The sequence below is a fragment of the Planococcus sp. RAB007_Raresut genome (assembly GCF_057369535.1).
This window is the reverse complement of the sequence record NZ_JBXYIF010000004.1, coordinates 137,857-164,618: the sequence shown is the minus strand read 5'-3', so window position 1 is coordinate 164,618 and position 26,762 is coordinate 137,857. Positions and strand designations below refer to the sequence as shown.

16 protein-coding genes are annotated in these 26,762 nt (G+C 45.4%); 13 read left to right on the top strand and 3 right to left on the bottom strand.

Going from position 1 to position 26,762, the window contains the following annotated elements; all coding sequences use genetic code 11:
• Window positions 1–161 precede the first annotated feature (161 nt).
• From AC2Q9J_RS09590 to AC2Q9J_RS09560, 7 genes are all read left to right on the top strand, one after another.
• Window positions 162–1,334, top strand: coding sequence for an aminotransferase class I/II-fold pyridoxal phosphate-dependent enzyme (locus AC2Q9J_RS09590; protein WP_499039353.1), 1,173 nt, complete (start codon window positions 162–164; stop codon window positions 1,332–1,334).
• A gap of 3 nt (window positions 1,335–1,337) precedes the next feature.
• Window positions 1,338–2,951, top strand: coding sequence for a M20/M25/M40 family metallo-hydrolase (locus AC2Q9J_RS09585; protein WP_499039351.1), 1,614 nt, complete (start codon window positions 1,338–1,340; stop codon window positions 2,949–2,951).
• Window positions 2,952–3,790: 839 nt separating this feature from the next.
• On the top strand, window positions 3,791–4,708 hold the full coding sequence (locus tag AC2Q9J_RS09580; protein ID WP_499039349.1) for a nuclease-related domain-containing protein: 918 nt from the start codon (window positions 3,791–3,793) through the stop codon (window positions 4,706–4,708).
• Window positions 4,709–5,186: 478 nt separating this feature from the next.
• A complete protein-coding gene (locus AC2Q9J_RS09575; protein ID WP_499039348.1) occupies window positions 5,187–6,311 on the top strand; it encodes a mandelate racemase/muconate lactonizing enzyme family protein in 1,125 nt (374 codons plus the stop codon).
• 2 nt (window positions 6,312–6,313) lie between these two features.
• Window positions 6,314–7,405: an amidohydrolase gene (locus AC2Q9J_RS09570; RefSeq protein WP_499039346.1), complete on the top strand. Its 1,092-nt coding sequence runs from the start codon at window positions 6,314–6,316 to the stop codon at window positions 7,403–7,405.
• A 253-nt stretch (window positions 7,406–7,658) separates the two neighbouring features.
• Complete coding sequence (locus AC2Q9J_RS09565; protein WP_499039344.1) at window positions 7,659–9,068, top strand: alanine/glycine:cation symporter family protein; 1,410 nt, start codon at window positions 7,659–7,661, stop codon at window positions 9,066–9,068.
• A 292-nt stretch (window positions 9,069–9,360) separates the two neighbouring features.
• Entirely contained in the window at window positions 9,361–10,419 is a 1,059-nt protein-coding gene (locus AC2Q9J_RS09560) for a C40 family peptidase (RefSeq protein WP_499039342.1), read from the top strand.
• 985 nt (window positions 10,420–11,404) lie between these two features.
• On the opposite strand, the gene AC2Q9J_RS09555 is transcribed toward AC2Q9J_RS09560, so the two are convergent.
• Together AC2Q9J_RS09555 and AC2Q9J_RS09550 are read right to left on the bottom strand one after the other, a co-directional pair.
• Complete coding sequence (locus tag AC2Q9J_RS09555; protein WP_499039340.1) at window positions 11,405–13,084, bottom strand: S8 family peptidase; 1,680 nt, start codon at window positions 13,082–13,084, stop codon at window positions 11,405–11,407.
• Window positions 13,085–13,181: 97 nt separating this feature from the next.
• Complete coding sequence (locus tag AC2Q9J_RS09550; protein ID WP_499039338.1) at window positions 13,182–14,561, bottom strand: N-acetylmuramoyl-L-alanine amidase; 1,380 nt, start codon at window positions 14,559–14,561, stop codon at window positions 13,182–13,184.
• 457 nt (window positions 14,562–15,018) lie between these two features.
• Between AC2Q9J_RS09550 and AC2Q9J_RS09545 the strand changes: the two genes are divergently transcribed.
• The 5 genes from AC2Q9J_RS09545 to csaB all read left to right on the top strand — a co-directional run bounded on the left by AC2Q9J_RS09545 (window position 15,019) and on the right by csaB (window position 22,754).
• Window positions 15,019–16,995, top strand: a complete 1,977-nt coding sequence (locus AC2Q9J_RS09545; RefSeq protein ID WP_499039336.1) for an S-layer homology domain-containing protein — start codon at window positions 15,019–15,021, stop codon at window positions 16,993–16,995.
• Window positions 16,996–17,108: 113 nt separating this feature from the next.
• Window positions 17,109–17,846, top strand: coding sequence for a WecB/TagA/CpsF family glycosyltransferase (locus tag AC2Q9J_RS09540; RefSeq protein ID WP_499039334.1), 738 nt, complete (start codon window positions 17,109–17,111; stop codon window positions 17,844–17,846).
• Complete coding sequence (locus tag AC2Q9J_RS09535; RefSeq protein ID WP_499039736.1) at window positions 17,843–19,396, top strand: putative polysaccharide biosynthesis protein; 1,554 nt, start codon at window positions 17,843–17,845, stop codon at window positions 19,394–19,396. The genes AC2Q9J_RS09540 and AC2Q9J_RS09535 overlap by 4 nt, the downstream gene beginning before the upstream one ends.
• 356 nt (window positions 19,397–19,752) lie before the next feature.
• Window positions 19,753–21,621, top strand: a complete 1,869-nt coding sequence (locus AC2Q9J_RS09530; RefSeq protein WP_499039332.1) for a DUF5693 family protein — start codon at window positions 19,753–19,755, stop codon at window positions 21,619–21,621.
• Entirely contained in the window at window positions 21,618–22,754 is a 1,137-nt protein-coding gene (gene csaB, locus AC2Q9J_RS09525) for a polysaccharide pyruvyl transferase CsaB (RefSeq protein WP_499039331.1), read from the top strand. The genes AC2Q9J_RS09530 and csaB overlap by 4 nt, the downstream gene beginning before the upstream one ends.
• Window positions 22,755–23,031: 277 nt before the next feature.
• Here csaB and AC2Q9J_RS09520 read toward each other — a convergent pair whose 3' ends face one another.
• Window positions 23,032–24,183 carry an acyltransferase gene (locus AC2Q9J_RS09520; protein ID WP_499039330.1) on the bottom strand — a complete coding sequence of 384 codons (1,152 nt, stop codon included), beginning with the start codon at window positions 24,181–24,183 and terminating at the stop codon, window positions 23,032–23,034.
• A gap of 361 nt (window positions 24,184–24,544) precedes the next feature.
• Between AC2Q9J_RS09520 and AC2Q9J_RS09515 the strand changes: the two genes are divergently transcribed.
• The gene (locus AC2Q9J_RS09515; protein ID WP_499039328.1) at window positions 24,545–26,743 is read left to right on the top strand and encodes a 5'-nucleotidase C-terminal domain-containing protein; all 2,199 of its coding nucleotides are present in this window, start codon (window positions 24,545–24,547) and stop codon (window positions 26,741–26,743) included.
• Window positions 26,744–26,762 lie beyond the last annotated feature (19 nt).

The following is a 26,762-nucleotide window of genomic DNA, read 5'->3' as shown; positions in this document are numbered from 1 at the left end:
GTCCAATTCCGCATTATTAATTATGATGAGGACAGCAGGGCAAACGTTGCGTAAGCCGAGGGTTTATTGCTTAAATTAACAATCTTTATGAGTATCCTCCCTGTTATTATTCAGCGCGAAAAGAATATAATAGAAGAAAATAGAATGGAACGGAGATTATTATGACATTATCCCTTAATCCACGGGCCGAAGCGCTCGTTATATCGGGCATCCGCCAGTTTTTCAATCAGCTGGTCGATTATCCCGATGCCATCAATTTGACGATCGGCCAGCCCGATTTTCCGACGCCGGAAGCGGTGAAGAAAGCCGGTATGGAGGCGATCGCAGTTAATAAAACCAGCTATTCCCATAATGCGGGGCTGATCGAGCTGCGCCAGGAAGTTGCGGCGTTTTTCGGTGACACGTACGGTTTGTCTTATAATCCGCAGACAGAAATCATCATTACAAACGGTGCCAGTGAAGGACTCGATTCGCTGCTTCGAACCATTATTGAAGAAGGCGACGAAGTCATTATACCGGCGCCTTGCTATACGGGCTATGTGCCGCTCATCGAATTGAACGGCGGCAAAGCGGTTCTGCTCGATACGTCGGATACTGGACTTGTGCCGGATCCGGAGCGTTTGGAAGCGGCCATCACGAATAAAACAAAAGCTGTGCTATTCAATTTCCCTTCGAATCCGACGGGTGTCAGCTTGAATAAAGAAGAAACCGATGCATTGGTTGAAGTGTTGAAAAAGCACGAAGTATTCATCATTTCGGATGAAATCTATTCCGAGAATGTCTTCGAGGGGCAGCATTTTTCATTCGCGTGCTATAACGACATCAAAGATCGGACATTCCTGGTGCATGGCCTGTCGAAATCGCATTCGATGACGGGCTGGCGGATGGGCTTTTTGCTTGGGCCGCAGGAATATTTGCAGCATGTGTTAAAAGTGCATCAGTATAATACGGTGTGCGCGTCGTTGCCGAGCCAGCATGCGGCAATCGAAGCGCTGCGCAATAACCGTTTTGTGCCGGATGAAATGAACGATGCATATAAGACGCGGCGTGATTATGTTTATGGAAAATTAATCGAAATGGGATTTGATGTCGTCAAGCCGACAGGTGCTTTTTACATATTTCCATCCATCGAGAAATTTGGCCTTACTTCATTCGAGTTCGCTACGCGCCTGTTGAAAGAAGGGGGCGTTGCGGCAGTGCCAGGCTCAGCTTTTACTCAATACGGTGAAGGTTTCCTGCGCATTTCGTACGCATATGCGATGCCGACATTGGAGCAGGCGATGGAGCGGATGGCCGAATGGCTGAAATCTGTGCAGGTGACGGAGAGGGGATAAGTTATGGGTCTATTATGGGGAACACCGGAGAAATTGAAGGACTTGCTTTGTGAAATGGTCAGCTGGAACAGCATTACATTGTCTGAAGGGGAAGTGGCATTCGCTTATAAACTAAGGGAAAAACTGGAGCAGATTCCTTACTTCCAGGAAAATCCCGAAAAAATCTACCTCGGTGAAGTCAATTGGGATCGCCAGTACGTCACCGCATTATATAAACATCCGGAAGCAACGGACACCATCGTTCTGATGAGCCATTTCGACACGGTTGAAACGGAGGAATACGGTGATTTGGAACCGCTTGCCTGTATGCCTGTCGAATTGACGGAGGCCTTGAAGGATTTCCGCGATGAATTGGATGAATACGCCCAAGCGGATCTCGATTCCGGTGAATATCTTTTCGGCCGCGGCACGATGGATATGAAAGCGGGCCTTGCGATGCACATGGCAATGCTCGAAAAAGCTGCCGCAAATGAATGGCGGATTAACTTGGTATTATTGTCCGTTCCAGACGAAGAAGTGAATTCTGCCGGCATGCGCTACAGCGTCGGTAAATTACTGGATCTCGAACGGGAATACGGACTCGAATATATTTTATTCCTGAACGGCGAGCCTTCATTCGCGCAGAAGCCAGGAGACCAGGACCATTATATTTACACTGGATCAATCGGCAAAATCATGCCATCCGCCATGTTCTACGGTAAAGAGACACATGTCGGCGAACCGTTGTCAGGCATCACATCGAGCTATATCTCGACATATCTGACGCACCGGATGGAATGGAATCCGTCGTTCAAGGAAACGGTCTACGGTGAAACGACGCCGCTGCCGGTAACCCTGACGCAACGTGATATCAAGAATTCCTATTCCGCGCAGACGCCGTACCGCACATATGCGATGTACAATGTCTTCACGATGGAACATAGCGCCAAAGAAGTTTTCGACTTGTTCGAAGGCGTGGCAAATGATGCCGCCGACCATTGCATGGCCGACTACCGTTCGATGTGCCGCAATGAAAACATCGAGCCCGTAGGCGAAATCCAGGTTATGCGCTATGAAAATCTGGTGAAATACGCACTTGAGAAATTCGGGCTTGAATATTTCAACGATTTGATTCATGACACATTGATGCATCCGGAATGGGACGTGCGCGAGAAATCGATGCATATCACCGACATCCTGCTGCTCAATTGTCAGGAGCTCACGCCGGCAATCGTCATCATGTTCGCGCCGCCATATTATCCGGCGGTCAACTCATCAGAAGACGACCTGGTCAAACGCTGCGTCGAGCAGATCACGGAAAACGCCAAGGAAAAATTCGGCTATGAGCTCAATCAAATCCATTACTTCAACGGCATTTCCGATTTGAGCTATGTCAATTACGGCGACCAGGAAGACGGCTGGGTCACTTACGAAAACAACACGCCGGTATACGGCGATTCCTACAGCATCCCGTTCCAGGCCATGAAGCAATTGACAGCGCCAGTCCTCAACATTGGCCAATTCGGCAAGGATGCCCATAAACGTACCGAACGCCTCCACATCAAAAACGCATTCGAGCAGATGCCAGCGTTGCTGGAGGAAATGATATTGAGTATACCAGTGAAAAGCCGCCTGTGAGGGGGCTTTTTTTGGTGGGTTTCTTATGAGGAGAGCTGATAAAAAAGTCTGCACGTTAAGTAAAAGGGGCTATACGTCAGCATCTCTTCGCTATACGATACCAAAATGAATCTATACGACACTAAATCACGGCTATACGGTAACAAACCTCCACCCAAACGAGTCCACCCACTATCTGAATGGATCGGGCGGCGGCCGAAGCGCCGCCCACTGGGCAGTCCGCGCTGGCGGCGGACTGCTTTCCATTATGAATGCACTTTTCTTTTGATGAGAGTCGTTTAAAAAGTCTGCACGTTAACTAAAATTCGTTATACGTCAGCATTTCATCGCTATACGACACTAAATAGAATCTATACGACACTAAATCACGGCTATACGATAACAAACCTCCACCCAAACGAGTCAACCCACTATCTGAAATGATCGTGCGGCGGCCGAAGCGCCGCCCACTGGGCAGTCTGCGATGCGGGCTGCTTTCCAATCGAATGCTCTTTTCTTTTGGTGCGAGCCGTCTAAAAGTCGGCACGTTAAGTAAAAGGGGCTATACGTCAGCAAATCATCGCTATACGACACCAAAATGAATCTATACGTCACCAAACCACGGTTATACGATAACAACGTTCTATCCAAGCACCTCCTTCTCATCAATAATCAAAAAATCATCAAATAGCAATTAATATCATAGTCAAATCTCATTTTTGAAGCCATATGAGGCTTCAAAATTCATATTTGGATAAATATGGAATAATCCAATAGGCTATGCTACTATTGATAGAGGGGTGGCTATAATAATTATCAAGTACCGAAAAAAGCCAGCTAAAATTGCAGGATATGAAGCAATGTTGAAAAGATTACCCGTTTATCATCCGAAAAGAGAGATTATTGAAGATCTGCTTAAGTCCACCAACGCGGGCTATGGAGGAGAGGAACGACTCGATCAGCTGATGAAATATTTCAACCCTGTTTACCCGTATTTAATTATCCAGGATTACTCAATTTCCTCGAATATTGAACTGCAGATCGATACGATTTTATTGACCCAGTCCTGCGTGATTTTATTGGAAGTAAAAAATATATCTGGGCGCCTCCGTTTCACGATAAATCCAAGTACACTGCGTCAAACGACAGCTTCCGGGGTGGAGCGCGGCCTTAAAAGTCCGCTGGTGCAGATGGAAATGGCGAAGTGGAAATTTGAAAAGCTGCTGAAAAGCCTCAACGTCTCTCTGCCAGTTCATGCGTTTCTGGTGATTGCTTATCCAAATCAAATTGTTGAAGATTCGCCCCCCGGTTCGGTTATTTGGAGTGCAGATGAAGTTATGATTCGCTTGCAAAATTTCAATATGCCGCCGAAAATCCTCTCCATCGATGATTTGCATAGGCTTGGCCAGCGATTACTGAGTCTCTATTCCGATTTTAATCCGTTTCCACTTGCACCCAAGAATAATATTGCTCCAAACGAAATTAGTAAGGGCGTATTTTGTCCAGACTGTAAATCTTCGAAAATGAATAAAATCAAGCGCAGCTGGATGTGCGAGACTTGTGGACTTAGAAACCCTGAGGCGCATCACCAAGCAATTCAGGAGTGGTTCATGCTAATAAAACCAAGTATTACAGTTGCGGAATGCAAGGACTTTTTGGAGTTGGAATATGTCTCAACAGCTAGAAGAATACTCAAAAGTCATATATATAAAAACGTCGACAATAATAAAACGAGGAAATATTATTTGAATATACAAGTGGACATTCATGAAAAATGAATGTCTTTTTTTAGGAGGTCCGCTTTTCCGGAGAGATACAGAAAAAGACGGTACGTTAAGTAAAAGGTGCTATGCGGTAGCAAACCCTCGCTATACGACACCAAAATGAATCTATACGACACCAAATCACCGTTATACGTCAACATCACCTCCACCCAAACAAGTCAACCCACTATTACCTAAGATCGGGCGGCGGCCGAAGCGCCGCCCACTGGGCAGTCCGCGCTATAGCGGCGGGCTGCTTTCCATTATGAATGCACTTTTCTTTTGATGAGAGTCGTATGAAAAGTCGGTACGTTAAGTAAAACTTGTTATACGTTAGCAACCCACCGCTATACGACAACAAAATGAATCTATACGCCACCAAATCACCGCTATACGTCAACAATCCCCCGCTATACGCCACCAACACCCTAGCAACCCCCCACAAATAAAGATACAATCATACATAACCACCACCCAAAAGGAGCGGACCCACATGAAAATCAGCAAAGCAGATATATACGCGGTGAACTTTCCATTGAAAGAGCCGTTCATCATTTCGTATGCCAGCTACCCGAGCATGGCGGCGATTATTGTCAGGCTCCAAACGGACGATGGCATCGTGGGCTACGGCGAGGCGGTGCCGGATGAGCATGTGACCGGTGAGCAGGTGGATGCGGCGTTTGAAATTTTGAAGCATGTGCTGGTGCCGCAAGTTATTGGCCAAAGCCCGTTCGATATAGAGCATATCCATCATAAAATGGATGCAGCGATAGCAGGCAATCCGGCAGCAAAAGCCGCCATCGATATTGCCTGTTATGATTTGATGGGTAAAGCGACGGGGCAGCCTGTCTATAATTTGATTGGCGGAAAGGCGCATGACAATCTGCAATATCCGAAAGTGCTGAGCATTGAAGCGCCGGAAATTATGGCGGAGAAAGCGAAAAAGGCAGTGGCACAGGGTTTCTCGAGTTTGAAACTGAAAGTCGGCTTGGATGATGCCGCACTCGACATCGATCGGATTTATGCGGTGCGCGAGGTGGTTGGCGAAGAGATGCCGATCCGGATAGATGTGAATCAGGGATGGAAAACGGTCGGGCTCGCTGTGCAAACGATCAATTATCTCGAAGGCGCAAATCTCACGTGGATTGAACAGCCGATTAGGATGGGGGATATCCGTGGGCTTGCGGAAGTACGGCGCAAAGTGTCGACGCCGATTATGGCGGATGAAAGCGTGCAGACTATGGAAGATGTGCTGGAGATCATCCGTCTGGAGGCAGCTGATTATATTAATATCAAATTGATGAAAGCAGGCGGGATTTTCCCGGCCGTACAGATGGCGAAAGCGGCTGAAGCAGCGGGAATCATAGCGCAGATCGGCTCGATGGTTGAGTCCTCTATTGGTTCCGCGGCAGGCTATCACGCGGTTATGTCGCGCAGGAATATCCAAACAGCTGAGCTGACAGGACCGCTTTTATTTGCGGAGGAAATCGGTGATTTGCATTACGAATTGCCTTACGTGAAATTGAGCGGCAAGCCGGGGCTTGGCATAGAGGTCGATTTGGGCCAATTAAACAAGCTTGCTTCTAAAATGGCGACAGTTGAAGGGAAAGGTGAATAAGAATGGAAATCAAACAGCAGATTCAGCGATACTTTGATCATTTTCATGCGAATCCGGAAGTCAGCTGGAAGGAATTCAAGACGACACAGAAATTGCAGGATATCATGAATGAGCTGGATGTCCGTTATAATATTTTCGACGACCTCACCGGTTTGATTGCGGAAATTGGTGAAGGTGATGAGATTGTGGCAGTGCGCGCAGACATTGATGCGCTTTGGCAGGAAGTCGGAGGGACGATGCAGGCGAATCATTCCTGCGGCCACGACGCGAATATGGCGATGGTGCTCGGTGCCTTATTGTATCTGCGGAATGAAACACTGACGAAACGTGTGCGTTTTATCTTCCAGCCTGCGGAAGAACAAGGCAATGGTTCGCTGTCGATGATCGAGCGGGGAGCGGTGGAAGGAGTCAGTCATTTGTTTGGCGTCCACCTGCGTCCGGCGGAAGAATTGCCGCTTGGTAAAGTGTCGCCGGCACTGCATCACGGAGCAGGGATTTTCCTGCGGGGGAAAATTACAGGAGACGACGCGCATGGGGCTCGTCCGCATCAGGGCAGAAATGCGATGGACGTTATTGCGGCGATTCACCAATTCGTGAAGTCGGTTTATTTTTCACCGTTCGAATCTTATTCGGCGAAGTTGACGAATGTTCAGATGGGCGAGGAAAGTTTGAATATCATTCCGGGAAGCGCGACGTTTGCGCTCGATGTCCGCTCACAGTCGAATGAATTAATGGATGAGTTGCGGAAACGCATCGATGAAGGGTTTGCCTCGCTATCCATGCTTTATAATGTCGGCATCGATTGGGAATGGACGGATTACACGCCGGCTGCGGAAGTGTCGGATGAAGCGATGGCAATTGCGCAGACTGCAATCCGGCATGTGATTGGCGACGAGAATACAGCCGAATCGTTGCATACGCCTGGCGCGGATGATTTTCATTTCTATACGATTCGAAAACCCAAATTGAAAGCGGCGATGATCGGTGTCGGCGCGAATTTGACGCCGGGACTTCATCATCCCAATATGACATTCAATCCGGATGCACTTGATATAGGTGCGCGTGTTTTGGCGGAAACACTGAAGAACGCTTGAAAACATTTCCCGGGAAATAATTGACTCAATTAATGCTTATGACTCTGCCGCTTAAAATTGCAATCTGATAAAGTGGATAGAGCAAAAGGAAAAACCCTCTTGAAAAAAAGAGGGTTTTATTAATTTGAACGATAAAAAGTTTGAATCTTAAGTAATTTCTTTTGCGGAATACTGCCACCGAGTGCAGGTTTTCTGGACCGTCTTTAAGGGTATAGAAAACAAGTTTGGTTCATCTTAGAGGAGGATTTTTACAATGGATGCAATTTTAGACGCGTTGACGTGGATCGTTGACGAGGGTAATAACTTATTATGGACATACATATTGATCGCTCTATTATTAGGCTTGGGCGTCTATTTCACGATCCGCACAAAATTTGTGCAAGTACGTGCTTTTGGCGAAATGTTCCGCGTCATCAGTGAAAAGAAAGATGGCGAAAAAGGGGTCTCGGCTTTCCAGGCCTTCACCATTTCAACGGCATCACGCGTTGGGACGGGGAACATTACGGGTGTAGCCTTGGCGGTTGCTATTGGTGGACCCGGAGCGGTGTTCTGGATGTGGATGGTTGCGCTGATCGGTATGGCGACAGCTTTCATTGAAAGTACATTGGCTCAGGTTTATAAAGTACGTGACGGCGAGCAATTCCGCGGCGGTCCGGCTTATTATATGGAGAAAGCGCTGGGCAACCGGAAACTGGGAATTGTATTCGCGGTACTGCTGACACTGGCATTCGGGTTTATTTTCAACTCGGTACAGTCCAACACCATCGCCCAGTCGTTCGGAGATGTCTTTAACATTCCGGATTGGACGGTAGGATTGGGATTGATCATTTTGGCTGCTATCGTAATCTTTGGGGGCGTCAAACGAATCGCGAAAGTTACTCAGGTAGTCGTGCCGGTAATGGCGATTCTTTACTTAATAGTTGCTATCTTCATCGTCATCACGAATATTACGGAAATTCCAGCAGTCTTCATGCTGATCATCGAAAATGCTTTCGGCCTTGAAGAAGCTGTCGGTGGAGGTATCGGTGCTGCAATCATGCAAGGCGTGCGTCGCGGTCTCTTCTCGAACGAAGCCGGTATGGGTTCTGTTCCGAACGCGGCTGCATCAGCGAACGTATCGCATCCTGCTAAACAAGGGCTTGTACAGAGTCTGGGTGTATTCTTTGATACGATCATCATCTGTTCAGCTACAGCTTTCATCATCATTCTGGCTGATCTTTATGGCACAAGTGAGCAGGAAGGAATTCTTCTTACGCAGGCATCTCTTGGCGTACATGTAGGTGACTGGGCTCCTTACTTCCTGGCGATTGCGATTCTGTTCTTCGCATTCAGCTCGATTATCGGGAACTATTATTACGGTGAAACGAACATCGAATTCATCAATGCGCACAGTGGCTGGTTGACAGCTTACCGTTTCGGCGTATTGGCAATGGTAATGTTCGGCGCATTGGCGCAAGTAAGCCTTGTGTGGAATATGGCCGATTTGTTCATGGGCCTCATGGCTGTTCTCAACTTAATTGTTATAGCACTGTTAGGTAACACGGCCTTCAAAGTGCTCGATGATTACACGAAACAACGAAAAGCAGGAAAAAATCCCGAATTTTACGCAAAAGACATTCCAGGATTAAAAAATACGGAATGTTGGGGAGAAGATCGGGATTAATTATAATAATATATAGAAAAAGCCCTTCAGATCAACGTCTGAAGGGCTTTTTTACTGCAATAAAATCAGGTTTTATTTAAGTTGATTTGACTTGAAAACGTTAATAAATACCCTTCTCTTCCAATAATAAACATAGAAATAGCACTTGTTACATAACTGTAATATAACTGTAACCTACTTATGATGTTTATTCTGTTAGTATCTAAATATGCAACAAAGGTATTTCAAAAAAAGAAATTTGATTCGGTGTCTGATCAGCATCCAGAATCCACTAACTTATAGAGGTGACGATTTGAAGAAACGTATAATGCTTATGATGATTGCTGTACTATTAATTTCAGCAGCACCAATGATGACTAGTGAAGCCGACGCAGCCAGTGGAGCAACACCAGACCAAATTGCAGAATATGCTCTTAAATTTAAAGGCGTTCCATACAAATGGGGCGGAACAACACCTTCAGGATTCGATTGCTCAGGATATATCAGATACGTTTACGGTAACTTCGGCATTAGCTTGCCAAGAACATCAGCAGAACAATTCAATGTAGGCACAGCAGTTTCCAAGAGTAACCTTAAAAAAGGCGATCTAGTATTTTTCGCAAATACATATAAGCCGGGAATCTCACATACAGGAATCTACATCGGAAATGGCAATGTCATTTCAGCTGAAAGCGGCGGAATTGAAATCTCAAACATTAACACTAACCCGTATTGGGCTCCTAAATATGCAGGCGCTAAGCGCTTGTCAAGTGTCAAAGAAGCAGTAGCACCAGTATCAGCACCAAAACCGGCGCCAGCTCCGGCACCAGCGCCAAAACCTGATCTTCCAAAAGGCCAGTACTATGATGTTTCTAAATCATTCTGGGCTTACGCGCCAATCACAGAATTGAGCACGAAAAACATCATCACTGGTTATGCACACAGCGAATTCAAACCGAACAACTCTGTAACAAGAGCAGAAGCGGCAACAATGATCGCTAAATCACTTGGAATCGCACCAGTCGCTGGAACATCATTCAACGATGTATCTTCTAAGCACTGGGCAGCAGGCTACATCAACGCAGTTTACAAAAAAGGCATCATCGATGGACGCGGCAACGGCAACTATGCGCCAGACGCTAAAATCACTCGTGCTGAAATCAGCGCTTTGCTGACTAAAGCTTACGCAATGAAAGCATCTAACTCTTCAGTGTCATTCACTGATATCGGCGGCCACTGGGCTGAATCTTCAATCATCAAAGTTGCATCAAGCAACTTGGCTAAAGGCTACGATGACGGATCATTCAAACCAAACGCTAATGCTACAAGAGCTGAATTTGCTCAATTCATCTACAACTCAATCAATCAATAAAATAGCAAACCGCCTGTCCCTAGTGGGGCAGGCGGTTTTTTTGTTTGAGAGGGGATGTTGACGGATAGCGGGGAATTGGTGTCGTATAGCTTACTTTTAGTGTCGTATAGCATGAGTTTGGTGTCGTATGGTGGGGAGTTGATGACGTATATGGGAATTTAGTTAACGTGGACAATATAATTGAGGGTTTCTCGGGAAGAAAAGTGCATTCGAATGGAAAGCAGTCCGCACAGCGGACTGCCCAGTGGGCGGCGGTGCCGCCCGATCTTGGGTAATAGTGGGTTGAGTTGCTTGAGTGAAGGTGATGGTGTCGCATAGCTGTGATTTAGTGTCGTATAAATTCTGTTTGGTGTCGTATGAAGGAGAGTTGCGGACGTATAAGGGAATTTAGTTAACGTGTCGACTTTTAATGCGGGTTTCTCGGAAAAAGACATTTGAATGGAAAGCAGTCCGCACAGCGGACTGCCCAGTGGGCGGCGGTGCCGCCCGATCTTGGGTAATAATGGGTTGGCTCGTATGGGTGAAGTTCTATCTTATGATTGTGGGAGGCTATCTTATAATTTCGCATTTCTATCTTACGTTTTTGGAGTTGTATCTTACGGTTTGCGATTCTTATCTAATGAATTTACATTTCCTTCGGCTCTCACCAAGTGAAAAGTGCATCTGAATGGAAAGCAGTCCGCACAGCGGACTGCCCAGTGGGCGGCGGTTGCCGCCCGATCTTGGGTAATAGTGGGTCAACTCGCTTGGATCGAGATATGGTCTCGTATAGCGGTGATATAGTGTCGTATAGAATCTATTTGGTGTCATATAGCGCCAGTTTGCTGCCGTATAGAGCAGATTTGCTATCGTATAAAGCCCTTTACCTAACACACCCCCACGCCGCCACACCCACACGCATTGTCTACCCACACCATTCCCCAAAAAAATCCAACAAAAAAGAAAGCCGCACACCCGCACGGCTCTCTCTTATAAATCTCATATTTTATTGCAGTTTCAATGATTTGCTCAAGATTTCAGCGTTTTCTGCCCGCGTGATGGAGGCTTCGGGGCGGAATGTGTTGTCGATGTTGTAGCCTTGGACGATGCCGCTTTCGTATGCGGCCTGGATGGCTTCTGCATAGTATTTGGATGTATCGACATCAGAGAATGTGTTGCCGCCTGATGAAGTGAGTTCGTATATGCGTTTCATGATGACGGCCATGTCGCCTCGTTTAATAGGTGCTTCGGGATGGAAGCTGGTGCTTGAGACACCTTTGATGTAACCGAGTTCGTAGGCTTTATTGATATAGCCAGCGGCGTAAGAGCCTGTTTTAACGTCTTTGAAGTAATGTTTTGAAGCATCTGTCTTCAATTCAAGTGCGCGGCCGATCATAGTCATCGCTTCGGCACGCGTGATTGTAGCGTCTGGGCGGTAAGTGCCGTCCGGGAAGCCGGTGACGATGCCGCGGTCAAAGATGTATTGGATTGAATCGGAATACCAGTAATTAGTGCGTAGATCCGGGAACAAGGCAACTTTCGATTGAAGGGATTGCACAAGTCCGTGGCCGTACAGATTATCTTTGCCTTTAGGTCCGAGATCGACAACAGCACGTTTGACGGTGGCGCGTAATTGTCCGTTCGTCAGATGCGGATATGCTTCTTTATACTGTGCGAATACCGCAGAAACGAATGGTGTTGAAACAGAAGTTCCTTCACTTGTTTTATAGTCGTCGTGACCCGAAGTGTGGATATTAGTGAAGGTGCTGTAGATGCCTTGGCCTGGTGCAACCAGTTCTACAGAAGGGCCGCGGTAGGAAAAGCCGGACAAGCGATTGTTGGTGTCAGTGGATCCGACTGCGATAACTGATTTATAACGGGCCGGATACAAGACATCCCCTTCACCTTGAATATAATTGCCGCGGGTATCGACTGTTTCGATATTGCCGGCAGCGGCAACGACGATGATGCCCAAGTCATTTGCTTTTTGCAGTATTGCCTCTAATTCAGGAATATAACTGTCTGTTGTCAAACTAAGGTTGATGATGTCCATTTTCTGGTCAATCGCCCATTGGATGCCGTCCAAAACGTCTCCGAGGGTGCCGGCGCCGCTGCTTGCCAGGACTTTTACCGAGTATATATCAGCGTCCGGAGCTGCGCCGACAACGCCGATTGTATTATTCAATGCGGCGATTACACCGGCTACATGTGTGCCGTGGCCAGCGCCGTCTGTAAATGGCGATGCATTTTCAATCATCGATGCGCCGCCTGCCACCGATAGGTCAGGGTGTTTGGAATTGATGCCTGAATCGATGACAGCGATTTTCACGCCTTTACCTGTGTAGCCGAGCTTTAAAGCGCTTGGGGCCTTAATGTGATGATAGCCCCAAGACGGCTGCTGGGCAGCTGCTTTGAAAATCGGTTCGTCGGAAAGAGTCTTTACCGATACCTCTGTATCGGCTTTCATTACAGTAGTAGAAGGAATAGTCGCAATGACAGATGATATGGCGTCCAGTTCGCTATGTACTTCAGCGCCCATGTTTTCGAGAGCCTTGTAGTCAATGCTGTCTTCAAATGAGATGATCACTTTTTCAAGATCATTGTCGGAAGTTGCTGCAAAGGCTGGTGTGATGCTGATGGATGTTAGCAACACCAATAAAATAAAAGTGATCCCTATTTTCTTCAATTAATTTCCTCCTAAACATAGTATATATGTACAGTATATATTATTTCCCAAAAAAAACGGACTTTAAAAGTCCGTTTTTTGAAAAAATAATATTTTTTTATCGTTGCTTCCAGTCGTAATAATCTTCGATTCCTTCAGCGATTGCTGAAGCTGAACGTTCTCTATAAGTGGATGTTGCCAATTTAGCAGCATCGCCTGAGTTTGTTAAGAATCCAAGTTCTACAAGAGCGGCAGGAAGCGGGTTAGCTGCAAGAACACGGTAATCGTATTCTTTTACGCCGCGGTTATTATGCTCCATCGCTTTGTACAAACGGTTTTGGATGAAAGTAGCAAGCTGTTTGCTGTCGTTGGCAACAGATGCTGAGTAGAAAGTTTCAGAACCGCTTGTTCCCGGTGTATAAGCGTTGGCGTGGATGCTGACAAAAGCGTCTGCGCCATTCTTCACGCCGTAAGCAGCGCGGTAATCAAGGGTGTAGAATACGTCAGTTCTGCGGATCATCAAAACAGTGATGCCTTTTGCTTTCAGCATTCTTTCGACGCGAAGTGCTACATCAAGGTTTACGTCTTTTTCACGCAAGCCGTTTGCAACCGCTCCTGGATCAGAACCGCCGTGGCCGGCATCGATCACCATTACGCGAGATTCTTTAGATGTTGCTTTTGCCAGGTAAGAAAGGCTGAAGTAACCTGTCAGGTTTCCGGATTTACCATAAACCCAGTTGCCGCTGTAGCCGTAAACTTGAACTTCATTGTTCGTATGGATTTGGCCGACTACTTTATAGCTTGTAGATGGGCCTGAACGGACATTTAAATTATCAGTAGTTGAGTATAATTTAGCGATTGTTGCATTTTGGAAAGCAACTTTGAATTTTGGTTCCAAAGCGCGTGCCAGGAAGATTGCGAATTCTTCTCTGATCAAAGCTTTGTTTGGAGAATAGCTTCCTGCGCCGGTTCCGTTGGAAATGCCGGCAGTCGCAATTTTGTTAACTGCTGTGTAAAGGCTTGTGCTGCTTGAATCTTGTTTGATATCTGTAAAGAACACAGTACTTGTTTTCGACAAGTTGAATGCGCGGCTTAACAAGTATGCCATCTCACCACGAGTCATTGTTTGTTTCGGCTTGAAACTGCCATCGGGATAACCGGTAATAATCCCTTTGTCTACAGCTGATTGAATATAGCCTGAGCTGTAGCTTGTCGCACTCACATCGGAAAATTTGGTTTTTCTCTCTGTTCCATTTAATCCAAGTGCGCGGCCGATCAATGTAGCCGCTTGTTCACGTGTTACTGAATAGTCAGGTCCAAATTGATTGCTCGAAATTCCTTTAATAAGTCCTCTATCATATAAGTAATCAATTTCAACATCACTTGATGATACATCCTTAAATGGTGTCCAAGCGGATGCGGGGCTGAGCCCTATACTGGAAATCACTAAAACAGCAGCGACTAGAAATAACATGACCTTGCTATAAAAACTATTCATTTGTCTTTCATTTTCCCCTTCCGGTTCTTAATTTTTTTCTATCTCTGATGATATTATCACGTTTTTATGCTATATTATGTATTTTTTTATAAAATAAGCAATAAGTCTGGTTTAAAAGTCAAATTTCAAAAATACACTCTGGTACACAAGACTATTTATTCGTAAAATGACCTGTTTTTATACATTCTCTAATATTCAGAAGAATACCTTCTATATAACAGATAAAAATTTTCCTTTCTAATAAAAAAATCTACATTTTATCATCTTTAGGTGACTTTTAGATGATATACTTATTTTTAGGCAATGGTCATATCTGTATGAAAAAATGGTTAAATTTAGATATATAGATGTATAGTTTGCCGCAGAAAAATGATATAAAGTGTTAACAGGCTATTAACGAAACACTTAATATGCCGATTACTAGTTTCATACAGAAAAAAGGGGGATTCATCAGAGAATGAAGAAAACAGTAATTTATTTAGTAGCAATGCTTCTGGTCCTTTCGTCGCTGACTCCGCTGCAAACAAGTGCAGCAGATGATTTAACAGGTTACCTATATGAAGACGAAATGCGTGAGTTAATCGATCTTGGCGTATTGAACGGTTATCCGGACGGTACATATCAACCTAGACGTGAAGTGACACGAGCTGAATTTGCAAAAATGGTTGTAAAATCATTTGAACTGGAATCGGAAGTGCAAAGCGCTGAATTTACAAGTGCGGCAGCAACTGAAATGACTTTTACAGATGTACCGGCAGATAAATGGTTCGCAGCTCCAATCCTGGATGCTGTTAAAGCGGGTATTGTTAATGGTTATCCGAATAACACTTTCAAGCCGGATGATTTAATCACCCGTGAACAAATGGCAAGTATGGTATCACGTGCCATGAAGGCAAAAGGTATTGTTACGGACATGAAAGAGGTCCCGCAACTTGCTTTCTCCGACACTTCATTGATCCATAACGACCACAAAGAAGATGTCAGAATCCTGACTCACCTTGGAATTATCAAAGGTAATGAAAATAACACATTTGCTCCTAAAGGAAAATCTGAACGTTGGATGGTGGCATTGCTTATGTTGAGAGGACGCGATATCGTGTTTCCACCAGTGCCGAAAGAATTTCAGGCTTCAACCATTAAGGACGGGGCAACTATCGTCGTTGAAGAATTCGATACATTTGCAGACGCTCAAAAATACGTAGCTAACAACAGTACGGCTCAATTGGTTGAGCGCAGCAGCCAAATTTTGTGGATGAAAGGTGAGGGATTGGCGGTAGCCAATAAATTCACTGAAGTATTCCCAACGGAAACATTGAAAACAGACTGGAATACAAAGTACCGTCCGTACGTGACAGCGAACGCTGAAATGAAATACCTCGGCGCAACTGATAAGTATGTGAAAGTGGAATTGGCTGGTAAAGTGGGCTATGTTCCATCAAATACAGTGAATCTTCATCCTAAACAGTTGCTTACTGGCCAGTCTTATTACCAGACGACGACTAACGGCGAACTGATTCATTATATTTATAACCACAATACAAAAGCATATGCGACTGCCGGAATCATTGGCGTTGCACCGGAAGCTTTCCAGGCCGGCACAAAGTATTACAGCTGGGATGGGGCGAACTTCTCAGATGCCGCTGGCAAGAAAGTGACGGAATCCCATCAGTATTTCAACAAATTGCAGCTCGCGACAAAAACGAATTACACAGCTGAAGAGTTGGACAGATACCTTCTGGAAGCCTTCCCTTACTACGATAAAAAAGTGCACGGCAAAGTGTGGACTGAAAGCCCGCTTGTCGGGACAGGGGAGTTCTTCAAAGCAGTCGAAGAAGAATACAAAGTGAATGCTTTCTATCTATTGGCACACGCATTGCATGAAAGCCAATGGGGCACAAGCTTGATCGCACAGGATAAAAAGAATTTATTCGGATTAAACGCTGTTGACGGCGACGCGTATAATGGCGCGAAAATTTATGCTAGTTATAAAGATTCCATCATTCACGCTGCTCAGCATGTAAATGGCAGCTACCAGAAAGTGACAGGCACAAACTATAACGGATCATTCCTTGGCAACAAAGGAATGGGCATGAACGTCCGTTATGCATCTGATCATCTGTGGGGAGAGAAAATTGCCGGCCATATGTACCGGGCTGATAAATTCCTAGGGAAAAAAGATCTGTATGCTTATAAGCTTGGCGTAACGAACACTCCTGGATTGAACTTCCGCAATGCGGCTGGTGCAACTGGCGCAGATACAGTTCTTTACAAAACACCGCTGGCAGGAATTCCTGTTGTCATTTTGGGTGAATCAACTGTATCAGGAGCTAAATGGTATAAAGTGGTTTCTGAAAACAAAGCTTATAATGAAGCATTCGCTTATGGATCAGGCTCACTCGGCGAATACATCAAACAATTACCGCTCGCAAAATAACAACCGAATATGTAGACAGGGTGCTGTTTAAGGGTCTATTCTCCTTAACACAGCACCCTTTTTTTGTGTTATATTATGATGAGATATTTTGCCTCATTATAAGGAGAATACATATGACCCCACAATTCGTAAAAATATTGGACGTACCGTTTATTAATACGACGAGAGCTGCATTCATCCAGACTCTGCAAAATAGAATAGAAAAGAAAGAAAAGACGTTCGTTGTCACTGCCAATCCTGAAATCGTCATGGCCTCATTGAATGATCCGGTTTATAAGAAGACACTTGAAAAAGCCGATTTCATTACAGCGGACGGCATTGGCATAGTCAAAGCGGCCCAACTGGTCGGACAGCCATTGCCGGAACGTGTCAGCGGATTCGACATCATGATGGATTTGCTGGAAGTCGCGAACGAAAAGCAATATCGCGTCTTTTTCCTCGGAGCGGCGGACCATGTGCTGCAGGAAACTCTGGCGAAAGTGAAATCCGATTATCCAGGCATCCAAATCGCAGGAGCGCAAAACGGCTTTTTCGACTGGAACGATCCAGTGCTGCCGCAAATGATCAAAGATGCCAAACCGGATCTTGTATTTGTGGCGCTCGGTTTCCCGAGACAGGAAAATTGGATCGGCGGCCATATCGGCCACTTTAACCAAGGGGTCTTCATCGGCATCGGCGGCAGCTTTGACGTGTTCTCCGGAAACGTTAAACGCGCGCCGGAAGCGTGGCAGAAGATGAATCTTGAATGGTTCTACCGCTTAGTGAAACAGCCATCGCGCTGGAAACGCATGCTCGTATTGCCGAAATTCGCTCTGACGGTCATTCAGAAGAAAGCTTTGAACAAACGATGAAAAGCACTTTACTGAAAAGCACCATCATCCTGTCGGCAGCCGCATTGCTGTCGAAGATTCTGGGCAGCCTCTTCCGCATCCCGCTGCAGAACATAGCGGGGGACGAGGTGCTCGGAATTTTTACTTTAGTCTATCCGGTCTATATGGTCGCTTTGATCCTGTCAGTCGCGGGCATTCCGATCGCAATTTCGAAATTGATCGCCGAGTCCAGGGCGCGCGGCGACGAGCAGGAAGTCAAAGATATCTTCATGACTTCCGGGATTCTCGCGGCTGCGTTCGGCATCGGCAGTTTCTTGCTGTTGTATCTGTTCTCTTACCAGATTGCTGAAATCCTGGGAGGGAGTTCTACGCGTCCCGCACTGATCATCGTTTCCGCAACTCTCTTGATCGCTCCATATATGGCGGTTTACCGCGGTTATTTCCAGGGCCATGAAAATATGACCCCGACCGCTGTGTCGCAAGTGATCGAACAATTCATACGGGTCGGCTTGATTCTGCTGGCAGCAGTTTACCTTGTCCAGAACCTTTATTCGGACAGTGAAGTAGCGGGCGGAATCATGATCGGCTCCATCTTCGGGGCACTGGCTTCATTGATCTATCTCCGTATTCTTTACACGCGCTCGGAAGTACGCGTGAAAAAATCGCTTCCATATAACTTCAGCCATTTTAAAAAGACCGCGGGCCGGATTCTTTCCATTTCCATACCGATTGCTTTTGGTGCCATAACCATGGCATTATTGAATCTCGTGGATTCCATTACGATCCCAAGTGCTTTAAAGGCTTATGAAAATACATCGGATAATGTCAATTATCTCTATGGAATCTATGGGCGCGGCTTGGCAATCGTGCAAATCGTCACGGTTTTTGCAAGCTCAGTCATCCTGCCCCTGATTCCGAATATCTCAGCGAAACTGGCGCAGAACGACAGCCTCGGAACGCAGAAAGTCATCGAAAAGACCTTTTTCCTGACCTATCTTCTGACTGTTCCCGCGGCAATCGGGCTTTTTGCGCTGGCTTATCCGATTAACCTTGGCTTATTCACGGACCTAGCCGGCAGCAGTGTACTTGCAATCATTTCCCTTAGCTCGTTGTTCACATCACTGACGATCCTCAGCACCGGCGTTTTGCAGGGAATCAATAAGGCAAGGCTTGCTGCGTGGATCATCGTTGCAGGAGTAGGAGTGAAACTGGTCCTGAATCTTATTCTGGTGAATCTTTTCGGCCTGGACGGAGCGGCGATCTCGACAGCTCTAGTGTATTTGATACTGTTTGTGGCCAATCTTTACTTTATCCAGAAGCACGCGAAGTTCGTTTCATTCAATAAAAGAACGGTCGTCATCCTGTTTGCTTCGCTGATAATGGGAGCGGTAATAGGAATTCCGACGCTGTTTATTGATTTTGAAGCGGCATCACGCGGATTTGCCCTGCTTTACCTGACTGCCGCTATCGCAATTGGCGCAGCAGTGTATGCCGTATTGCTGTTTGCAGGGAAAGCGGTGGACAAAGAATTAGTGAGCGGCTTGCCGTTGGTAAACAAAATCTTTAAATAATACAGTTATGTTAATTTTTCGCAAATCAAAGATTTACACAGGCTTTTGCCTATATAATAGAAGGAAGTTTATTATTTTATAAAAAACTTTCGTTAATAACCGATATTCCGCAAAACAGCTTCGCTTTCCTGGCTGCTTATGCTGAGCTAACTCGTGCTCGTTACACTTCGCCCGAGTGGATCTCAGCATTTCGCTTAGTCGCCTGGGAGTCTTCGCTGTTTTGCTCCATATCTCAGTTAATTCTTAAAATTAGAATGTCATCTAAAATATGAAACTTAACTAATTTTAAACTAGTTACCTAATAGCGTCGCCATTGGAAGAACGAATTCAAAGTAATTGTAAGGGTGTGTAGGCAAGTGCAGAAAGTGTTAATCGGAATAATCCTGGCCGCGATGATTTTAACGATTCCTTCTATATATAACCGTGTGCAGGTAGAGGAATCGAACAAGACAGTCGAAACAATCGTGCCTTATAAATATATAGTGGACTGGATGATCAAAGATCCGGAATTGGAACAGGAGCGTATTCTAAGCCAATTGCAGGAGGATGGCATCGATACGATCAGCATGGAGCCTGATACCTTACGTACTCTTCAGCAAAAAGGGGATTTGACAGTCATCAGTGTTCCCCGGATGAGTGAATTGCTGATTTTCAATCAAATGGAACCGCTGAGGCACCCTTTTGATAAACAAGGCGTTTTCATTCATTCTTATGGGGATTCGTCTTTTGATGATTTAACCAGAAACGTTTTTGAAGAAACGAGACAAATTACAGTCGAAGGTGTAGATTACACCTTTGTACCGGGACCGCCAGATGATATTTTAGAAGTTCCTGTGGGTTACGATTCGAGTATTGTCGATGCTGTCTTGGATTCCGGAATGAATTTGGTGCCGAGAATGGCTGACTCGAAGAACATTGAAGATACAGAAAGAATGGCAGAAGAGCTGCTTGACTTAAAGCAGCCTGGAGTTGATAAAGTTTTGTTTTCGGGAACTGCTGCCCCATTCAGCTCTGAACCGCAAAAATTGAAGGAATTCAGCACTCGTCTTGCTGATGCGGGTTATTCTTTATTTAATGTTGAGTTTGGAAAAACCAAAGGATTCGAGACAGCTGCATATACAATGGACATGGATGTTGTCCGCCTGCATAGTCAAAGATTAACGGAAGATAACGCTTTTGACATTGCGGATAAGTATACACGCGGTGCTAAAGAGCGGAATATTCGTGCATTCTTTGTTAATCCTGAAGTCGCAGAATATGAAGATGCAGTACTGGCATTTGAAGGGCTGAACAATGAAATTGAAAAACAATTGCCTGCTTCTTTCAAACGCGGGCAATCCGAATTATATGATGAAATCGAAGTGCCTTTGTGGCAGATTGCTATTGGTCTGATCGGCTCCATCGCATTTCTGGCATGGGCTGCACAGACTGTTTTCGGTAACCGCAAACTTACGTACGTTGCAATTGGCGGGCTGACACTGCTGGCACTTGCTTATCTTGTAACAGATATGACGTTGATCCTTAAAGCATTTGCACTTGCTTTGGCAGTCACGACGCCAGTTTTCGCAGTGCTGCTGAAAAAGGATACGGAATCGAAATATTACCTTTTTTCTTCTTATTTCAAGGCAGTGGGCATCACGCTAATCGGAATTTGGTTAATTGTCGTACTGTTGAATGGCAATGCTTTTATTCTCGGCATAGATGCTTTCAAAGGTGTTAAATTAGTTTACTTCCTTCCAATCGCCTTTCTTGTGCTGTATGCTTTGTGGGGGAATATGGAGAAATTCATAAGAGCGAATGTCACTTTCGGGCATTTGATTGTCATCGCGGTGGTAGGTGCTATTGTAGTGTTCTATCTTGGCCGTACCGGCAATGAAGGCTCAGTGCTGCCTTATGAACTGCAATTCCGCATGTTCCTGGAAGAGATATTGTATGTGCGCCCACGAACCAAAGAGTTTCTGATTGGCTTGCCAATCTTTTTACTGGCATTGGAAATGGCTAAAAAATATAAAACGATGAGCTATTACTTACTGATCCCAGCCGTCATCGGCTTCCTGTCGATGGTCAATACGTTCACGCATTTCCACATTCCACTGTCCATTTCTTTATTGCGTACAGGATATAGTGTCGTTTTAGGCTTGTTAATCGGGCTGATTCTGGTATTCTTGTATAGGTGGGCAAGTCAAAAAATTATCACAGAATTGAACAGGAGGTGGCAGAGATGAGAATCGTATTATCCGGATATTACGGCTTTGACAATGTAGGCGATGAAGCTATCCTTTTTGCCATCATCCAGTCATTAAAAGAGTATCATCCAGGAGTAGATCTCACAGTCCTGTCCAATAATCCTGAAAAAACAGCATCTTCCTACGGGGTTGATGCAGTCAATAGATGGAATATCAACGAAGTAAGAAAAGCGTTAAAAGAATCGGATTGCCTTATCAGCGGAGGCGGCAGCCTGCTGCAGGACGAGACTGGCATGAAGAGCATCTCGTATTACTCGGGCGTGATGAAAATTGCCCAGTTCCTGAAAAAGCCTGTGATAATTTATGCGCAGGGGATGGGTCCGGTCAAAAGCGGCATCAATCGCCAAATCATGAAGCATGTGCTTCAGCGTTCAGAAATGATTACGGTGCGCGACAAGCATTCCAAAAGCTTTCTGCAATCAATCGGCGTTTCAAAACCGATCCAGCTTGTGCCGGATCCGGTCATGGGCATTGATGCGAGCGGCTTCAGCAGCGGTTTGACGAAAGGCACGGATGCGAGTAAACGCGTCATTTCCGTTTCTATCCGGAATTGGACAGAAGATTTGTCCTATCTGAAAAAAGTGGCGGCTGGCCTCGATCAGCTCGCTTGCAATGGACATGAAATCCTGATGATTCCGATGCACGGCAAATACGATCAAGAGACGTCTAAAAATGTTGCGGGAATGATGAAGCAAAAAGCGGAAATCTTCCCTTACGACAGTTCAATAGAAGAAAAAATGGCAGCAGTCAAAGAATCGGATGTTCTTCTCGGCATGCGCCTGCATGCGTTGATTTTCGCAAGCGTCGGCAATACGCCGTTTGTGGCTTTGTCATACGATCCGAAGATTGATTCGTTCGCGGAAATTGTTGACCAGAAAGTGCTTGGCAATGTCAGCTCGGACGATTGGAGCGCGGATGATATCGTCTCTTCCATTGAAGAGATTCTTGCAAATTATCCGAAGGAAATCAAGAAACTTGAAGAAAGCGTCATCCCGCTGCAGCAAAAAGCGAATGACACGGCAAAACAAGTAATCGATTTTTTGCTGACAGGCGCTAAAGTTGAGAAACAGCGCGAATACATTGTAGCTTCACCGAAAACGAAAAACAGATAGATAAAAACCGGCAGACGATGAGTGAATCGTCTGCCGGTTTTTTAGCTTTTTGAAAAAGAAAGGTAGGAAACCGATATTCCGCAAAACAGCTTCGCTTGCCTGGTGGCTCGCGCTGAGCTAACTCGGGCTCAGCACGCTTCTCCCGAGTGGATCTTGCACTTCGTCGGCATTCGCCTGCTCACCTGGGCGTCTTCGCTGTTTTGCTCCATATCTTCAATTACTTTCTGCAAGGTAATCTTCCGCCTAAAGCGAAATGATTATAGAAATAGAAAAAATTTTAATTATCATATGCTTTGCCAGTCTTCACTTGGCCAAATATCTTATTGCCTTTCCCGAACACGATCCAGCTATGCGGGACGAAGTCGAAGAATAATCGGACGATGAACCAGCTGGCGAAGAAGGTGATGACCATGGTGGCGAGCTGCCACGCATGGAACAGCATGCCGTCTCCGCTTGGGAGCATCTGTCTCAGTATGAGCAGGAACAAAGGATGGATCAAATAGAATCCGAATGACACTGTTCCGATTTCCGTCAGGAAGCTTTTGATCCTCGGCAACTTCCAGAAACGCATCAGATGGACAAAGATGAACAGCGTCGCTGCAGCTGTGAAAGCATGTGTGCTCCAGGCGAATTCGTGGAGCTTACTGTGAAAACTGGCTTGTCCAGTCAGCGTCAGGTAATTGATGCTGACGTATAAGACTACCATGGACAGGTAAGCGGCGAACACTGCTGTGAGACCTGGCCAGCTTTTGCGCCAATTGAGTATCCAAGCGGTTATCTTTTCGTAATAGACGCCGAGAAACGCACCGAAGAAATAAAACATGAAATACGACAGCGACACAGAGCCTTTATTGGCTACCTGGAAGATTTCAGAATTGGCGAAGACCCAGGCCCACTGAATGGCTATGCCGATTGGGATGGCAAAGCGCCGGACGAATGTAACTTTCTGGAACAGATACAAGATCAGCGGGAACATGAGATATAGCTGCACGCTGACAAAGACAAAATACAGATGGAAGTACGCATCTCCTGTGAAGAATTCTTTCAGGAAATTCGGCAATGCTTCTGCTGGCACAAATGGTACGCCGACTGTCGTGTTCATATAGCTTGCAATTCCAAAATAGAAAGTTGAAAAGACAAGGTATGGGACGAGAATGTAGAGCATGCGTTTTTTGTAGAATTTCTTAAACAGATCCATCGTCAGTTTGCGGTGGTAATAGGTATAGAACAGGATGAAGCTGCTCAGGAAAATGAAAGTCGGTGTACCGAGTTTTCCTGCGTAATTGAAAAATGTATAAATGCTGAATGCCGGAGATGAATGTTCGGTAAAGCCGACTCCGGTTGATGATGCGTGGACGGCAAGCACGGCGAAAATGGCGATTGCGCGTGCAAATTGAATCTCATCCAAATGTTTTCTGTTGATATTCAATGATTTTCACCTGGCTTTCTTCTACTATCATATATACTAACCAGCCAAGAGTTAAACCCTCAGCCTGAAAAATTTACAAAACACGAACATTAACGCAGTTTACTTTATTGAAATAAGGAATTGTGAACCACGACTTCGTGGGTAGAAGGGCTCTGATGGGACTTTGGTTTGTAAAAGGTTTGTTAATTTGTTAATTTTCCGAATAATATATTGTTGAAATATTCCATCCATGCTAAACTTAAAACGTATGATTGCGCTTTCATGAATGGGAACAAAAGATCACCCACAGCATAAGATTACATAATTTATTCCCATAAACTGAAAAAAGCAGTCTAACCAATAAACCAAAGGATGGTGCCGAATGAAGGGTAATAAGATGTTTAAAGCCTCAATTGCCGCTGCAATGACAGTGAGTATGGTAGGCTTGCAAGCGCCGCTGGCTGCAGAAGCAGCTGAAGGGGATTTCGATTTAACGATCATGCACACGAATGACACGCATGCAAACTTGGAGAACGCTCCAAAACGTGCGACGCTCGTCAAACAGCTTCGTGCTGCAAACCCGAATAGCCTGTTGCTTGACGCTGGTGACGTTTTCTCTGGAAGTCTTTACTTCAATTTATTTGAAGGCTTGGCTGACTTGGAACTTATGAATTATATGGGTTACGATGCAATGACTTTCGGTAACCACGAGTTTGACCTTGGAAGCAGTGAATTTGGACATCAGTCATTGGCTGATTTCGTAACAAACGCTGAATTCCCGTTCGTATCATCAAACGTTGATTTCTCTGGCGATCCATTGTTTGACGGTCTTCAAAAGAACGTTTATACAGCTGATTTTGGAAACGGCGAAATCTATGATGGAATCATTAAAGATTTCAACGGAGAAAAAGTCGGGGTTTTCGGTTTGACTACTGAAGAAACAGCGTCCATTTCAAGCCCGGATGCAATTGAATTCACGAACTACCTTGCTGCTGCAGAAGAAGCGGTTGCTGCTTTTGAAGCTGAAGGCGTAAACAAAATTATTGCTTTGACTCACATCGGCTACAACGATTCTGCACAATTCGACAACGATCGCTTGTTGGCTGAAGGCGTTGCCGGCATTGACGTAATTGTCGGTGGACACACGCATACAGCATTAACTGAAGGCCAAGTGATCGATAACGGCGGCGAGCCGGTTGTCATCGTACAAACAGGCCAATACAACAACAACCTTGGTCAACTTGATGTAACTTTCAACGCTGAAGGTGTCATCACTTCAACTGTAGGTGAAACGCACCCAGTAACTTTGCATAAAGTTTCTGATGCAGCGGCTGATCCTGAAGCTACAGAACTGCTTGCAAGCTATAAAGCGGAAGTTGACGAAGTGAAAAACGAATCAGCTGGCGCATACACTGAAGTATTCCTGAACGGTGGCCGTAATGAAGGCGGAGTCCGCTCTTCAGAAACAAACCTTGGGAACGTCATCACTGACGGTATGTTGAATACAGCAAAACAAATCGATCCTGAAACTGTAATCGCTCTTCAAAACGGCGGCGGTATCCGCGCTTCAATCGATGTGGGTGAAATCACAATCGGTGAAGTATTGACAGTTATGCCTTTCGGTAACTCATTGGCAATCATGGACTTGACTGGTGCAGAGCTTAAAACTGCACTTGAACACAGCGTAAAAGAATTCCCGAAAGAAAGCGGCGGATTCCTTCACGTTGCTGGTATGGAATTCTCGTTTGATCCATCTCAGCCAGTAGGCAGCCGTGTAACTTCAGCAAACGTAATTTCTGAAGACGGTGTTCGCACGAAGATTGAAAACGATAAAAACTATAAAGTTGCAACAAACACTTTCACTGCTGCTGGCGGTGACGGCTATACAGTATTCGCTGATGTGTATGCTGACGGCCGCGTAAGTGAGCCAGGAAACATTGACTATGAAATGTTCATCGATTACATCTCTGAATTGGAAGTCATCTCACCGATGCTTGAAAACCGCATCAACCCGACAGTTCCATTCAAAGACATCAACATGAAAGATTGGGAATACCCATACGTTAAAGATTTGTACTACCGCGGAATCATGAACGGAACTGAATTGGATACATTCTCTCCGGATCAGAACCTGACTCGCTGGCAGGCTGTTACAATCCTGACGCGTATTCCAGGATTGATTGATGAAGATTTGGTTATCGAAGATTCACCGTTCACTGATATCTCAAACTTGCCGCAAGTACGCCAGGATGAAATCCATGCAGCTTATGCAGCTGGTTTGATCCAAGGTACAGATGCAGCAGGCACGAAATTCAACCCGAACGCTAACATCTCTCGTAAGCATTTCGCGTTGTTGATCAACCGTGTATTCGAAAACATCAACGGCGATTTCGAGTACGATGAAAACGCTCCATACAAAGATACAGCTAAATTGACTGCTGAAGAGCAGGAAGCTGTTACAATGCTTTACTACCACAGCATTGCAACTGGTTACAATGGTAACTTCATGCCAAGCAAAAACGCTACTCGCGCTGAAGCGGCTAAGATGTTCTCATTGTTCATGCCTTACACAGCTCAATAAGGTGACAGCTTAGAAAAGC

Bases quoted from the DNA above. Each gene is read 5' to 3' on its own strand.
- AC2Q9J_RS09590 (WP_499039353.1), top strand. From the start codon at position 162: ATGACATTATCCCTTAATCCACGGGCCGAAGCGCTCGTTATATCGGGC.
- AC2Q9J_RS09585 (WP_499039351.1), top strand. From the start codon at position 1,338: ATGGGTCTATTATGGGGAACACCGGAGAAATTGAAGGACTTGCTTTGT.
- AC2Q9J_RS09580 (WP_499039349.1), top strand. From the start codon at position 3,791: ATGTTGAAAAGATTACCCGTTTATCATCCGAAAAGAGAGATTATTGAA.
- AC2Q9J_RS09575 (WP_499039348.1), top strand. From the start codon at position 5,187: ATGAAAATCAGCAAAGCAGATATATACGCGGTGAACTTTCCATTGAAA.
- AC2Q9J_RS09570 (WP_499039346.1), top strand. From the start codon at position 6,314: ATGGAAATCAAACAGCAGATTCAGCGATACTTTGATCATTTTCATGCG.
- AC2Q9J_RS09565 (WP_499039344.1), top strand. From the start codon at position 7,659: ATGGATGCAATTTTAGACGCGTTGACGTGGATCGTTGACGAGGGTAAT.
- AC2Q9J_RS09550 (WP_499039338.1), bottom strand. From the start codon at position 14,561: ATGAATAGTTTTTATAGCAAGGTCATGTTATTTCTAGTCGCTGCTGTT.
- AC2Q9J_RS09545 (WP_499039336.1), top strand. From the start codon at position 15,019: ATGAAGAAAACAGTAATTTATTTAGTAGCAATGCTTCTGGTCCTTTCG.
- AC2Q9J_RS09540 (WP_499039334.1), top strand. From the start codon at position 17,109: ATGACCCCACAATTCGTAAAAATATTGGACGTACCGTTTATTAATACG.
- AC2Q9J_RS09535 (WP_499039736.1), top strand. From the start codon at position 17,843: ATGAAAAGCACTTTACTGAAAAGCACCATCATCCTGTCGGCAGCCGCA.
- csaB (WP_499039331.1), top strand. From the start codon at position 21,618: ATGAGAATCGTATTATCCGGATATTACGGCTTTGACAATGTAGGCGAT.
- AC2Q9J_RS09515 (WP_499039328.1), top strand. From the start codon at position 24,545: ATGAAGGGTAATAAGATGTTTAAAGCCTCAATTGCCGCTGCAATGACA.